At 44.6% G+C, this 14,679-nt stretch carries 12 protein-coding genes; 9 read left to right on the top strand and 3 right to left on the bottom strand.

What is annotated here, in order from left to right:
- Positions 1-29 precede the first annotated feature (29 nt).
- Positions 30-1,115 carry a SusE domain-containing protein gene (locus tag ACHKAR_RS18890; RefSeq protein ID WP_395418958.1) on the top strand — a complete coding sequence of 362 codons (1,086 nt, stop codon included), beginning with the start codon at positions 30-32 and terminating at the stop codon, positions 1,113-1,115.
- Between the two features lie 86 nt (positions 1,116-1,201).
- Entirely contained in the window at positions 1,202-2,566 is a 1,365-nt protein-coding gene (locus ACHKAR_RS18885) for an alpha-amylase family glycosyl hydrolase (protein WP_395418957.1), read from the top strand.
- A 29-nt stretch (positions 2,567-2,595) separates the two neighbouring features.
- Here the strand turns inward: ACHKAR_RS18885 and ACHKAR_RS18880 are convergent, their stop codons facing one another.
- Complete coding sequence (locus ACHKAR_RS18880) at positions 2,596-3,498, bottom strand: DUF58 domain-containing protein (RefSeq protein WP_159581285.1); 903 nt, start codon at positions 3,496-3,498, stop codon at positions 2,596-2,598.
- Positions 3,499-3,670: 172 nt separating this feature from the next.
- On the opposite strand from ACHKAR_RS18880, the gene ACHKAR_RS18875 reads away from it, so the two are divergent.
- From ACHKAR_RS18875 to cas6, 4 genes are all read left to right on the top strand, one after another.
- Positions 3,671-4,024 (top strand): DUF3276 family protein, encoded by a 354-nt coding sequence (locus ACHKAR_RS18875; RefSeq protein WP_159581283.1) that lies wholly within the window; start codon positions 3,671-3,673, stop codon positions 4,022-4,024.
- Between the two features lie 61 nt (positions 4,025-4,085).
- The gene (locus ACHKAR_RS18870) at positions 4,086-5,177 is read left to right on the top strand and encodes an AI-2E family transporter (RefSeq protein ID WP_395418956.1); all 1,092 of its coding nucleotides are present in this window, start codon (positions 4,086-4,088) and stop codon (positions 5,175-5,177) included.
- Between the two features lie 3 nt (positions 5,178-5,180).
- A complete protein-coding gene (gene ychF / locus ACHKAR_RS18865) occupies positions 5,181-6,278 on the top strand; it encodes a redox-regulated ATPase YchF (RefSeq protein ID WP_159581279.1) in 1,098 nt (365 codons plus the stop codon).
- An 81-nt stretch (positions 6,279-6,359) separates the two neighbouring features.
- Entirely contained in the window at positions 6,360-7,166 is an 807-nt protein-coding gene (gene cas6 / locus ACHKAR_RS18860) for a CRISPR-associated endoribonuclease Cas6 (protein WP_395418955.1), read from the top strand.
- Here the strand turns inward: cas6 and ACHKAR_RS18855 are convergent.
- The gene (locus ACHKAR_RS18855) at positions 7,152-8,432 is read right to left on the bottom strand and encodes a type IX secretion system plug protein (protein ID WP_395418954.1); all 1,281 of its coding nucleotides are present in this window, start codon (positions 8,430-8,432) and stop codon (positions 7,152-7,154) included. The genes cas6 and ACHKAR_RS18855 overlap by 15 nt on opposite strands.
- A gap of 66 nt (positions 8,433-8,498) precedes the next feature.
- Between ACHKAR_RS18855 and ACHKAR_RS18850 the strand changes: the two genes are divergently transcribed.
- The 3 genes from ACHKAR_RS18850 to ACHKAR_RS18840 all read left to right on the top strand — a co-directional run bounded on the left by ACHKAR_RS18850 (position 8,499) and on the right by ACHKAR_RS18840 (position 13,330).
- A complete protein-coding gene (locus ACHKAR_RS18850; RefSeq protein ID WP_159581273.1) occupies positions 8,499-9,059 on the top strand; it encodes an RNA polymerase sigma factor in 561 nt (186 codons plus the stop codon).
- On the top strand, positions 9,037-10,383 hold the full coding sequence (locus ACHKAR_RS18845; protein ID WP_395418953.1) for a hypothetical protein: 1,347 nt from the start codon (positions 9,037-9,039) through the stop codon (positions 10,381-10,383). Before ACHKAR_RS18850 ends, ACHKAR_RS18845 begins: the two co-directional genes overlap by 23 nt.
- A gap of 325 nt (positions 10,384-10,708) precedes the next feature.
- Positions 10,709-13,330 (top strand): DUF5916 domain-containing protein, encoded by a 2,622-nt coding sequence (locus ACHKAR_RS18840; protein WP_395418952.1) that lies wholly within the window; start codon positions 10,709-10,711, stop codon positions 13,328-13,330.
- A gap of 1 nt (position 13,331) precedes the next feature.
- On the opposite strand, the gene ACHKAR_RS18835 is transcribed toward ACHKAR_RS18840, so the two are convergent.
- Entirely contained in the window at positions 13,332-14,480 is a 1,149-nt protein-coding gene (locus tag ACHKAR_RS18835) for a glycoside hydrolase family 88 protein (RefSeq protein ID WP_395418951.1), read from the bottom strand.
- Between the last annotated feature and the right edge of the window lie 199 nt (positions 14,481-14,679).

The raw sequence follows: 14,679 nt of genomic DNA, 5'->3' as shown, positions 1-14,679 counted from the left end.
ATATTCTATCACAACTAAAACAAGAAAAGATGAAAAAGTTACTAATGTGCGGTGCCATGATTGGCGGATTGGCTCTTTTTTCCTGTGAGGAAGAAGGAGAAAAAATCATTATTGAAGAGAAAGATCCGATCGCCGCTGAGATATCCACCCCCACGGCTGGTTTTGCGGACGTTGCAACTGCTGATAATCTGGAAGAAGTGTTGACTTTTACGTGGAGCGAAGCTCAGTTTAATTTCCCAAGTGAGATTAGCTATAAAGTACAGATTGATCTGGCTGCTGGTGATTTTTCACTACCAGCTACCTTAGGTACTACGTCAGAGACTACTTTTTCTATCACTTATGGAGATTTGAATAGTATTATTCTCAGTACACTGGAAAGCCCAGCCAATGACCCCATAGCACTCCAGACACGAGTTATTGCGAGCGCTGCGAGTAAAGAAGACCTGGTTTCGGCGGTAGTGTCTTTTACATTTACGGCTTATGAGGAGGAAGAGCAACCACAGGAGTATGCCAAACTTTGGATTGCTGGTGACTTTCAGGGCTGGAACATTGACGCTGCAGCCACCATTGCTTCAGTCAAGGACGATGGGGTTTATGAGGGTTATATTTTCATTCCTGCAGGGGGTACGAATGAGTTCAAACTGTATGCACAGCCAGCATGGGAGCCACAGTCGTATGGTACTCTAAATGATGGGGTGATTTTTGAGGCTAACTATGCGGGGGACAACTTCATAGCGCCTTCCGATGGGTATTACTTCTTTTCGGTAGATTTAAACAACCTTACTTACCTGCTCATCAAAACTGATTGGGGAATCATAGGTGCCGCCACTCCGGGTGGGTGGGACTTTGATACCGAACTCACCTTTGATGTGGACACTGAAGTGTGGTCTGTGACTGCAGATATGATTGCCGAAGGCTCATTCAAGTTTCGAGCAAACAAAGAGTGGGTGCTTGATTTTGGTATAGATACTGATGGAAACCTGGCCTACGCCAACCACCCTTGGTTAGACTATGTGGAGCAGCCCCAGCTTACTGTACCAGAGGATGGGAATTATACCATTACTCTTGATCTCCACGAGGCAGGCAATTACACCTATGATATTCAAAAAAACTAGCCCGATAAGGGATAGATGAATTTGTAAATTACAACCAAAGTGACCGTTGGTCGCTTTGGTTATTTTGAATAAAAAACAACCTTAAGATGCTTAGAATACTGTTTTTATTGATCACTATTTCGTGTTTCCCGGCTTGCAAGGATGATGGTCTGGACAAACCTCCCACTACCAATCCAGAGGATACAGTTGAGCTTTCTGATACCTTGATCATTCCACCACTTCAAGAGATGGTGGTTTATGAGGTCAATATGCGGGCTTTTAGCGATGCGGGTACGTTTAGCGGTATTCAGAGTCGTCTGGATAATATACAAGATATGGGAGCCAACGTGATCTGGTTGATGCCCATTTATCCGATAGGAGAGGTGAAGACAGTTAATTCACCCTATTGCATTAGGGATTATCGGGCCGTCAACGCTGAATATGGCTCATTGAATACCCTCAAGGCCTTAGTAAGTGCCGCTCATGATCGCGGTATGGCCGTAATTATAGATTGGGTGGCTAATCATACTGCATGGGATCATCCATGGATCTCGGCACATAAGGATTGGTACAGCCAGGATGGCAATGGTAACATCATTGAGCCACCAGGAACCGGCTGGACTGATGTAGCCGAGTTGAACTATGAGAGTGGCTCCATGAGACAGGAGATGATTGAATCCATGCTTTTCTGGATTGATGAGGCGGGTATTGATGGTTTTCGTTGTGATGCAATTGATTTCGTGCCGGATAGCTTTTGGAACGAGGCACTGGCTTCATTGAAAGCTCATACGGACAAGGACCTGATTTTGCTGGGAGAAGGGGGAGTACTGGCTAATTTTGAAGTTGGCTTTGAGATGAATTATGCCTGGGATTTTAAGACCGCCATAGCCAGGGTCTTCAGCGAAGGCATGTCTGCCGAGACCATTATCAGTACCCACAAATCTGAATATACTAAAGTACTGGCTGGTGGAGAGAAACTGCGATATATTACCAATCATGATTTGTATGCATGGGAGACCACTCCCATTGAGGATTTTGGGCTCAAAGGTTCCGTATCGGCTTTTGTGATCACCTCTTATCTTGGTGGGATCCCTTTGATCTATGACGGTCAGGAAATAGGTCACCCCACGAATATTAGTTTTTTTGATAAAAATCCGATCAACTGGTCTCTGAATCCCGATGTTTATGATGCCTACAAGGATATTATGACGGCCCGGGCTGAGTTATCAGCGGTGCATTATGGGGAGATGAAATCCTATACAAGTAAGGATGTGGTGGCTTTCAAGCGATTCACAGCTAAACAGGAGGTATTGGTGATTGTAAATGTTAGAAATAGTCTGAAAGTATTTGATGTACCTGATGAACTCGCCAATACTCAATGGAAAGATGTATTGGCTGATACAGACAAAACTATATCTTCGTCAGTGTCATTGGAAGGTCTTCAATACCTGATTTTGGTGAGAGATTTATGAGGATAGGAGCTGATCAGATGGGAAACGGATCATCGCATTCGTTTTCTTTTGATCAGGTAAGCGCCTAGTATCTTTTCGAAGGGTTCGGAGATATCCGCCTCTACCAGGTCTATTTTGTAGCTACCACATCTGATTTTCAGGTCCTGATAGAGCTGACTCATGTGCTGCTTATAGTGATCCTTAATTTCCCGTGGGTTGAGTTTAATCGTTTCGTTGGTTTCCAGGTCAATAAACCGGTGTGGACGGTCCTCAAATTCAAATTCCAACTCAGTCTTATGATCTGAAACATGGAAGATCAACACTTCGTGTTTATTGTGCTTGAGGTGTTGGAGGGCTCCGAAAATTTCGTCCAGATCATTCGATTTCTGGAACATGTCACTGAAGAGAATCACCAGAGATCTCTTGTGGATTTTATCAGCAATTTGATGGAGCACATTAGCGACATTGGTAGCTGCTTTTCCAGGAGTGCTTAGGAGGTCACTTAGCTGGGTTAATAGCTGATTCAGGTGAGTCTTGGTGGATTTAAGGGCTGACTGATAAAGGATTTCATCTGAAAACGTGGTGAGGCCTACAGCATCACGCTGCGAGGTGAGCAGATGTGCCAGCGATGCAGCACAAAGTACTGAGAACCTGATTTTATCCAACCCTGGTTTGGGATAGTACATGGAATTAGACACATCCAGCAGAATCTGAGCTCGCAGGTTGGTTTCCTCTTCAAATTGTTTAGTGTACAACCTGTCCGTACGTGCGTAGACTTTCCAATCTACATGGCGAGTGCTTTCTCCGAAGTTGTACAGTTTGTGCTCGGCGAATTCAACAGAGAACCCGTGATAGGGTGATTTATGCAGTCCGGTGATAAATCCTTCTACAAGTTGCCGGGCCAGAAGGTCCAGGCTTTCGAACTGTTTGATGTCTGCCAGGCGTATACTCATTAATTGATTATTAACGGACTTTGATTGTTTTTCTCGCATCAAAGAAAGCTTCTTTTTTATTCAAAGAGTAAAATATGCCGTTTGCATTTGTCATTTTTTAAATGCTATATTTAAATGCTATTTCGAGATACTTTGTAGCTAGAACTTAAAAAAACAACAAACTTTAAGAATTGTGGAAGAGAATAAGGAAAAAGGGAGAGACGAAATTTATTCTGAGAGAGTAAGAGCAGGTAAGAGGACTTACTTTTTTGACGTAAAGTCTACTCGATCAAATGACTACTACCTGACCATCACAGAGAGCAAAAGGAGGTTTAAGGACGATGGTTTTTTTTATGAAAAGCACAAAATTTTCCTTTATAAGGAGGATTTCAACAAATTCGTTGCTGCATTGAACGAAACTGTAGATCATGTGAAAAATGAGCTGCTTCCGGACGTGGATTTCAGCGAGTTTGACAAAGTACATGAAGAAGACGAGGAGACTATAGATGTGTCTTCTGAGGATGATTCTGAACTGAAGTGGGACTGATCCCTCAAGATCTTAATGATATAAGCTCTCACTCTATGGGGGCTTTTTTTATGCTTTTGCGATGAAACGTACATTAGTTGCTATTGGTGTATTTGTGGTGTTACTGGGTGTGGCCATCTGGTATTTTTCCAATATTTTCATTTATCTCACCATCTCTCTGGTGCTGGCTACCGTCTTGCGACCTATGACCAGCCAGATCATCCGGTTTGAGGTATTTGGCGGTAAGGTGCCCCGTTACATTGCTATTTTCGGATCCTATGCTGTGGTGATAGGAGTGCTTGCTTTGTTCCTGGTGTTGTTTATCCCACTTATTTCCAATCAGCTGGAGGTGTTGGCTTCATTGGATTTCAGTGCAGTATTTGACTCACTGGTGCAGCCTGTACGCTGGGTGGAGACTTTCCTGATCAATAACAGACTTTCTGATGGCCCATCAGGGTTCATGGTAGACTCGGTACGCAAAGGAGTTGTCGATTTTATACACACCATGGATTTCACAGAGATTTTGAATCAGCTCATTTCCTTTACCGGAAACTTTTTCATTGGCGTATTGGCGGTGGGGTTTATTACTTTTTTTCTCCTTTATGAAAATGGCATTCTCCGGCGGCAGGTCATTGCGGTGATTCCTAATAAATATTTTGAAGTTTTTATCTCCGCTCTCTATAAGATAGAGCGTCTGCTTTCCAACTTCCTGTTGGGTATTCTGTTTCAGATGATTTCCATCTTCTCTATTGCTGCTGTAGGCCTTTCCATCGTGGGGGTCAATTATGCCCTCACCATTGCCGTTTTTGCGGCTATCGCCAATCTGATTCCCTATTTGGGCCCTTTACTTGGTGGCATCTTCGGAATTGCGGTGGCAGTGAGTACTTCCGGTGATTTTACATTCAACAATGATACACTCATCCTCGTCGCCAAGGTTTTTACAGTATTTGCGGTGGTCCAAGCTACGGATAACTTACTCCTGCAGCCACTTATTTTCTCTAAAAGTGTAAAAGCGCACCCATTAGAAATTTTTGTCATTATTTTTGTGGGCGCAACCATCGCAGGGATTCCGGGCATGATTGGGGCGATACCGGTTTATACCGTTTTAAGGGTCTCATCTACAGAGATTTACGCCGGTTTTAATCAATATAGAGTATTTAAAATCAAGAGTTAGATTATGGGGTTAAGGTGTGGAATTGTTGGGCTTCCGAATGTTGGAAAATCCACTTTATTTAATGCGCTTTCGAATGCAAAGGCCGAAGCGGCCAATTTCCCTTTTTGTACCATTGAGCCCAATGTGGGGGTGATCACCGTGCCTGATGAGCGATTGGAAATACTGAAAGGGCTAGTGAGCCCCGAACGTGTGGTGCCTACAGTCATTGAGTTTGTAGATATAGCTGGGCTGGTGAAAGGAGCCAGCAAGGGTGAAGGATTAGGAAACCAGTTCCTGGCCAATATCCGCGAAGTGGACGCCATCATTCATGTGGTGCGCTGCTTTGAAAATGACAACATCATTCACGTGGAGGGCCGTGTGGACCCTGTGGACGACAAAGAAGTAATAGATACAGAGCTGCAGCTCCGGGACCTGGACTCTGTGGATAAGCGCATCGCCAGAGTGGAGAAGATTGCCAAAGGAGGTGATGCTAAGGCAAAGAAGGAGTATGAAGTGCTGATTCAGTTCAAAAAGCACCTGGAATCTGGTCGAAACGCTCGCTCTCTGGAGATGGAGAAGGAAGACCGAGTATTGGTGAAAGAACTTCAGCTGCTGACAGATAAGCCCATTATCTATGTGGCTAATGTGGAGGAAGAAAACGTGAATTCCGGGAATCAGTATAGCCAAAAACTGGAGGAAAACGTGGCCAGTGAAAATGCGGAGGTGGTAAGGGTGTCGGCGGCATTAGAAGCCCAGATCGCTGAGTTTGAGGATGAGGACGACAAGCTGATGTTTTTGGAGGAATACGGTCTAAAGGAATCTGGGCTCAATCGGCTGATCAAGGCTGCTTATTCACTTTTGGACCTGATTACTTACTTTACTGCTGGTGTACAGGAGGTGCGGGCCTGGACAATCAAGAGAGGGTGGAAGGCTCCTCAGGCTGCCGGAGTAATTCACACCGATTTTGAGCGTGGGTTTATCAAAGCTGAAGTGATCAAGCTGGAGAATTATCAGCAATATGGCTCTGAGCAAGCTTGTAAGGAAGCGGGCAAACTTTCCATTGAAGGTAAAGAATATGTAGTGCTGGACGGGGATGTGATGCACTTCCGTTTCAATGTTTGATTTTTTTACATCACTTCTAAACAAAAACTACTTTAAGCCTGTTTTCTGATCAGTTAATCTAATTTTTTTAATTGCGATCAGATGCGGGTCAGAGTTACGTTCAGGGTCAACAACCGTGGAGGGTTGGTGCCTTTTCACCACCAATATTTAATATCAGAGGTTTTTAGGGATATTCTACAGCGAGAATCTAAAGATGATTTGAAGGATTATCCCTTTTTTAGTTTTTCGGGAATCAAAGGTCAGACCCGACTGAGCAAGGCAGGCCTTCATTATAATTCACGGAGGGTGACCATTGTCATTTCCTCACCCAATGCTGATTTTGTCGAACACCTCGTGGGAGCGATTTTCAGGAATAAAGAAATCCAACTTGGTGCACTCAACCTCACGCCTGAAATGGCCGAAGAGGAGCTTCCTGTTACCCTCCATCGGGAAACGAAGTTCATTTGCATTTCACCTATTGTGACCTCTGATGATTTCCATAATCCGGAGCACAAGTTGTTTATTGAGCCCTCCTCCAACGACTTTTCGGATCAGATTTATGACGCTACCATCACACGGATGACTGAGTTTGGGATAGATACAGATGCCATACCTGAGGTCCATAAGTTTCAGTTGATACCAGACGAAGACTACCTGGATAAGCTTCGGGCTTCCAATAAAAAATTCTCAAGAATCTATCCGGTGTATTATCAGGGCGAACAGCTGGAAGCCAGGGGATATACCTTTCCTTTCACACTTTTCGCTGCCCCTGAAATTCAGGATTTCATCTTCACCTGTGGGTTGGGAACCTGCTGCTCCATGGGATTTGGTATGTTGGATTTGGTGAATTCTGATCCAACTGAGCGTACCGTTCCTTACAAATCTGCCGAATCATTAGTTTCCACTTGATACCCTGCGGTATCCAATGAGTTCGTCATAGTTGTTAAAAGGATCCCTGTAGTAAAACAGAATTTCATAGTCGTTGGATGTCTGGTAATGGCTCCCTTCCAGTTCATAAAAGGGCATTTTGTCTGATTTCAGCCAGTAGAAGTAATCATAATAGCCCTGCTTTAACCATAGCCATCCTCTGTAGCTCCCGGTGCTCTCATCGTAGCTCATCATGTTTTCGGGTGTAAGGTTCCAATTGTTGAATCCCCCAGCTATGTATATTTCGCCCTCCAGTTTTTCAGATTGTAATTCAAAGTAGACCTGGGCATATTCACTTTGCAATGGCCCATCATTAGGGTCTTTGTTTTCCAGGAAGAAGCTACCATTGAGGTCGTTGATGAGCTGTGAATAAGCCAGCCCATGTCTGCTTTTATCCAATCCCAGAAAGGCCTGTATCTGATCGGTTTCTTTCCTCACATTCACCACATTCATTCCTCGGTAATCGATCGATCGGAGGTCAAAATATCTGAATTCATTCAGCGCAGGAAAGTTATTTTCACCGTTGAAATGCCTGTATTCAAGGTAATTTTGATCAGGCCGCATCAGTGTGGGCTGTAGACCTGTGATGGGAGTGTGCCAATTATGATTTTGTAATAGTACTACCTTGAATTCCCGTAGTGGATTGGGATTTTCAATCTGCTGATACCTTATCCCGAATGATAATTGGTGGTTGGTGTTCCTCTGGGAGACCGTGGCGCTGGGTGTAAATTCCACATCAATCTGCGCACGTTGGTCAAAAACAAGAAACCTTCTCGTAAATAGCACGTTTTTCCGATCATTCTCACGGTATACCACCAGAAGGTAATTCCCCGATTTGTCAGGGGTTGGTAGATCAGCCTGGTAATTGACATACGGTATTCGGGTGTTGGAGGAGTAGTTGTATTGGTTGATTGGAAACTCATTGTAGGAGCTCAGAAATTGTAGGTCCGTCAGTCGAGACGGTGTCCAGTCAGCGTTGCAATGAACATATCTGGCATTGAGGTAGGACGTATTTTGTTCCAGAAGATCAAACACCAAACTGAGCCCGGCAGAGTTGAGGGCTATCACGGGATAATCCAGGCTCGCTTGCTGGTCAGTAGAGAGAGGATAGAGCTGTACCATGCCAATGTTGTCTTCATATTGGGCATTGTCATAGAGAATGGTTTTCTGGCTTGCCGTATCTGTGTAAGAAACTGGCACACAATTGGCTAGCAGGAGACTAATCGCAAGTAGTGGTAGATATTTCATAAATTTGTTAACTGCGGTTACAACGTTTTGTAAGTTATCAGAGTCTATAATCAAAAGTTAACCTGAATGGCATTCAGTGATGAAGAGTTAATTAAGGCCTGTTGCAAGGGAGAACGGACTGCTCAGCAGAATCTGTATAAAAAGTACAGCGGACAGATGTATGCTGTCGCTTTGCGCTATTCCAAAATGCAGCAAGAGGCGGAAGATATTCTTCAGGAGGCTTTTCTGAAAGTTTTTCAGAATATAAATAACTTCAGACAAGACTCTTCTCTGGTATATTGGATTAAGCGAATAGTGGTGAATACGGCACTCAATCATCAGCGGAGCAAACTGTATCTCTATCCCATGGTGGATGTTGGCGATCTCAAGAATCGTTTTACCGAAAATCTTACCATTACCGGAATCAATCACAAGGAATTATTAGAAATGATCAGAAAATTACCCTCTGGGTGTCAGGTGATATTTAACCTGTATGCGATTGAGGGGTATAAGCATCATGAGATTGCAGACCTCCTGGGGATCAGCGAGGGAACCAGCAAGTCTCAGTATGCAAGAGCCAAGAGCTTATTGAAGGAGTGGATATTGAAGAGTGACGTCATATATTATGATAGGGCAGGAGAACTCTGACAGTCAATTTGAGAATGAATGGAAGGAGGTTTTTGGTGGAGCAAGCCAGACACCCCCTGATGCAGTGTGGAATGAAATCGACCGAAAACTGGCCTATGCGGAACTTTCGGTGTACAAAACAAAAGCCACCTATTACAGGTGGGCAGTGGCGGCTATCCTGCTGCTGGCAGCCTCACTTGGTACTCTGCAATATTTGTACTTTCAGCAAGGGCCGGATTACCGGCTGGCCATTAATGTAGACAAGCCCGCTCCAATGGAGGAGGCTGTTTCCATACGCATTCCTGACTCAGCCGATGAAAGGATGACTGCTTTGGCTTTTGGTGATCAGGGAAGGGATAAACAGGACATCCAGGCTGCCATGTTTGTGGCCAGCGAGCAAGAACAAGAGGAAGAAGTCAATGATCGGGGGCATTCCCGTGAGATTTTTGAGGAATTGTCTTTGACGAAGTTGATGCCGGAAATATCAATTGCGGCTAATTATGTGGGGAGGCGATTGTATTTACTACCCGTATACCATTTCGAGCAAAGACGAAAAGCGGGTGTGGATAATAAGTACTGGGCGGGACTTAGCCTGGGTTCTGGTGGTTTCGATCCTAATTTCCAGTCTACAGGGGGAAGTCTGCTGGCCAGTAATCTGGATATGTCCAGCGCCGGATTTAGTCTTTCAAGCGAAGAGGCCATCGATAGTCAATCACCATCAGTTCGTGAGGGCATGTTGCCAGGGGAAACTGTTTCACTTGGTGTCAATTTTGGATTGAAATTGAGCAGCAGATGGACATTGGAGAGTGGGGTACAGTATGCCCGGGCAGATGCTACCACTCAGACCAATGTGGTGATTCAAACCTCTACTTTTCAGGAGGTGATTCCGGCCACTAGTCAGGTGAGAAGTGTTCAGCAATTTGAGCAAGCCATCGACCGCCAGGAAGTGGTAGAATATGATTATAGGGATGTTAATTTGAAGAATGAATTTCAGTTTACCTCAGTACCAGTGAAAGCCGGTTATCTGGTTGTGAATAGTAAATTCAAGATGGAATTGAATGCGGGTGTGATAACTAATTTTTACATGGGTAATAAGCTCTCCGGTTCGGATGCGGAAATCGCAGGGTTAACCATTGGTCCGGGATCCGAGTCACCTTATCGTGAGGTGAGCTTTAGCGGCTTGGCAGGTGTAGAGTTTGGATATCAGTTGTTGAAGAATTTTGATCTGGTGATAGAACCGAATTACAGAAGATCGATCAACTCGCTGACCAAAGAGAACACCTCATTTACCACCAACCCTTCCGGATTTGGGCTTCTCACAGGAGTTCGATACAATTTTAACTAAGTATAATACAACCTTTTGTATATTTGCAGTGTCCTAAAAGTCAAAACGTCCTAGTCCGTCATGAAAACTACACAAGTTCAAACTCCAAAAGGAGAGGAAACAGCAAAACAAGATTTGTTTAAACTCTCCACACTTACGCTTATCATCATGATCATTTTGTCCCTGCTCTACATGGGCTGATCATTGCGAATTTCATCGGCATATCCAGATGGATGTGCCGTAAATCCCTGAAATTAACCGAATACTCATTTTAATGTAACCTCAGGGTTGGGGATAAGTATTTCATAAAGTCATCGTTCTTAATGAAGACCCAACTCAACCCAAGATGAAATCAGTTTGCCTGGTCTGTATTCTGGCATTGCTATGCTTTGAATCGTATGCTCAACCTAAAACTTACGAAACCACCATGGTACAGGCTCCGCCTGTTATTGATGGAAAGTTGGATGACCCGGCATGGGATTTGGTAGATTGGGGTGGGGACTTTATACAGCGACAGCCCGAAGATGGAGCGGCACCCTCTCAGGACACCAAGTTTAAGATTTTGTATGATGCAAAATACTTGTATATCGGGATTCGAGCATTTGATTTGGAGCCAGACAAAGTAGCTCGGCGAATGTCACGAAGAGACGGTTTTGAAGGAGATTTGGTAGAGGTGAATATAGACAGCTACAATGACAAGCGAACAGCCTTTAGCTTTACAGCCTCCGCCTCCGGTGTTAAGGGTGAAGAATATGTTTCCAATAATGGAGATGACTGGGATTCTACCTGGGATCCCATTTGGTATCTAAAGACCAGTCTGGATGATCAGGGCTGGATCGCCGAATTTAAAATCCCACTGTCTCAATTGCGCTTTGCAGATAAGGAAGAGCACGTATGGGGGATACAGGTCATGAGGATGGTCTTTAGGAAGCAAGAAAGATCTTATTGGCAGCCCATTGCTCAGGATTCTCCCGGTTGGGTTCATCTTTTTGGTGAACTGCGTGGTATTACAGGCATTAGGCCTCAAAAACAACTCGAAATACAGCCGTATATCCTCGGTAAGACAGAGAAATCACCATCCGTAGAGGGCAACCCTTACGCCACAGGTTCTGAGTCTGATCTGGATGTGGGTGTAGATGCCAAAATAGGCCTCACCAGTGATATTACACTAGACCTTACTATCAATCCGGATTTTGGTCAGGTAGAGGCCGATCCATCTCGGGTGAATCTTTCTGCATTCCAGTTATTTTTCCAGGAACGAAGGCCATTTTTCCTGGAGGGGAAGAACACGCTAAACTTTGGCCTCACTGAATCTGTAGCGGGTGGTCAGTTCAATAATGACAACCTTTTCTATTCCAGAAGGATCGGAGGATCTCCTTCATACTTTCCATCGGATGATGACATTCAATACGTGGATCGGATGAAGAAAACCAGAATATTAGGTGCAGCCAAGGTCACAGGTAAGAACAAAAATGGCTTTTCGTGGGGACTGCTGGAATCGGTCACCAATAAAGAAATGGTGGAGGTGCAGGACACCCTGGGAGGCAGAAGAAAGGTAGCTGTAGAGCCCATGACCAACTATGTAGTGGGCCGTGTGCAGCAGGACATCAATCAGGGGAATGCCTTGATCGGCGCCATGTTTACCGCCACCAATAGGAGGTTGGATGAAGATCATTTCAATTACCTGCATAAAAGTGCATACACAGGTGGGGTAGACTTTACCCAGAACTTTAACGAACGAAACTATTACCTCTCTTTGAATGCTGTGGTGAGCAATGTGAATGGTGATGAAGAAGCCATTTACAATACACAAACTTCCTCTGAGCGCTACTTTCAGCGGCCGGACAATAGGAGAAAAGGAGTGGATTCCACACGAACCTCACTTTCTGGTACGTCCGGGACTGCTGCATTTGGCAAGCGGAACGGAAATCTGATTTTCCAGACAGGAGCTACTATGCGCTCACCTGGTGTGGAGCTTAACGATGTGGGTTTTTTGGTGCAGTCAGATTATGTCTCCCAATGGACATGGGCGCAGTATCGTATACTGAAACCTTTCAGCATCTTCCGGTGGGTCAGGTTCAATGCCAACCAGTACCTCACCTGGGATTTTGGCGGAATAAACCTTCTAAAAGCAATGAATTTTAATACCCATGCACAGTTTAAAAATATGTGGTACATGGGTGGGGGCACTACTTTATCTGGCGAGAGTAGATCAAACGCCGACTTGAGGGGAGGACCTGCACTGCGTTATCCGGGTACCACGGAATATTGGGTTTACATGGGAACCAACGACCAGAAGAAGCTTTACTTCGAGATGAATCCGTGGATATCTTCTGGACAAGAAAATTACTATAAAGGAGGAGGTATTTTCACAAGCCTTAGGTATCAGCCGACTGATGCGCTGAGACTGTCGGTTTCTCCGTCAGTGGACTGGAATGACAATGCCCTTCAATATGTAAGCAGCTACGAGACCAATACCGAAAACTACATTCTGGCAAGAATCCAGCAGGTAACCTATAGCGCCTCCGTGCGGGCCAACTACATCATCACACCCAATCTGTCTGTGGAATACTGGGGGCAGCCGTTTATTTCCAGAGGAGAGTACAGTGATTTCAAAAAGGTACTTAGCCCCAACTCTGACCACTTTGAGGAACGACATGTTTCTCTTGGCCCTGATCAGATCAATTATGCTGATGAGTCGGGGAGTTATTTTATTGATGAAAATAGGGATGGAATTACTGAAGCAGAGTTGGATGACCCCAACTTTAACTTCATGCAGTTCCGATCCAATTTTGTGATAAGATGGGAGTATATACCCGGCTCCACTCTTTTTGTGGTATGGACATCCAGTTCTTCTGATTCACACAATTCACGAGAAAATAGATTTAGCCATTTGGCCACCGACCTGAAACAGGCCGATGGTACCAATATTTTCCTCATTAAGTACACCTATCGATTTGTCTTATAGGCTAAAGACCGTATTCTAGCCGCATAAGGGCCTCCATGAAATAATAATCGGCATAGGTAAGCGGCACATCTACCTCACTGTTTGCCGGTAAATGCCCCACGCAGTGAGTGATAATGAACTGACCATTGGTGCCAGGCTCTGCTGTATAGTCGGAAGTGAGGTTGGTCAGGATTTCCTCTGCCACTTTAAGATACCCTTTATCGGGTGCATAGGTATCCAATTCAATCAAAGCGGAGGCCATAATGGCTGCGGCCGATGCGTCCCTTAGAGCATCTTTCTCTGCATCGAAATCCCAAAGCGGAATTTTGTCTTCTGGCAGGTTTGGATGTGATAATATGAAGCCTGCTATTTTCACAGCTTGCTCAAGGTACTTTTCATCTTTGGTTTCCCTGTAGGTGGCTGTATATCCATATAGCCCCCAGGCCTGACCTCTGGCCCATGCAGACTCATCGTGGAGCCCTTGGGCGGTTTTCTTTTGTTTCACCGCTCCAGTCGAGTCATAATTGAGCACGTGATACGAACTATTGTCTGACCTAAAGTGATTTTCAAGTGTGGTGTTGGCATGGGTGACAGCAATGTTATAGAAGGAGCTATCGCCCGTTGCCTTAGTGGCCCAGAAGAGCAGTTCCAGATTCATCATGTTGTCAATGATGACGATGAAATCCTCAGGTTTGGAATCCCACGAACGAATGCATCCGGTCACTGGAGAAAATCGGGTCGCTAAAGACCTGGCACTGTTGATTAGTATGTTGGTATAAGCAGCCTGAGGATTCAGTCTATTGGCATTTCCAAAGCTACAGTACATCATAAATCCCAGATCATGTGTGCTGGTATTATACTGCTCCTTTTCCAGCAATGTGAGCATTCGATGAGCTTCTTGCAGCAGTGAGGAGTCCTCTGTCTCTTCATAAAGATAAAGGAGTGTGCCAGGATAGAAGCCACTACACCACCATTCGGAGCTGCTGGTGGTGAAGCTGCCATTCTCATAAGATCTGGGGAATTCACCTTCCCCAAGTTGCTTTTGCATTCCTTTATATTGAGTCACTGCCAACTCAATATTTTGATCCAAAAGAGAACCTTCTTGTGGGGTAGGCGAGATGCATTGAGTGGCCAGAGAAGCCAGAAGTATTAAAGTCAATAAGTGTTTCATTAGCTGGATGTGTAGTTTAAAATGGTTGGGTACTGATTACTGAGAGGTGAGTGCAAATTAGTGAACTCTCCACCCAATAGGATTTCCGAAATGAAAAGATGAGCGATTTCATTCATATTCCCAAAGGGTTGGGTGTCAGAATGGTGATTTCCTCACCACATTTCTATGGAAGATTGTTTGATTAGAGGGTATTGAATGT

This window comes from Marinoscillum luteum (genome assembly GCF_044005705.1).
Taxonomy (GTDB): Bacteria; Bacteroidota; Bacteroidia; order Cytophagales; family Cyclobacteriaceae; genus Marinoscillum; species Marinoscillum luteum.
The sequence above is the reverse complement of the archived record's forward strand: the minus strand, read 5'-3'. Positions and strand labels throughout refer to the sequence as shown.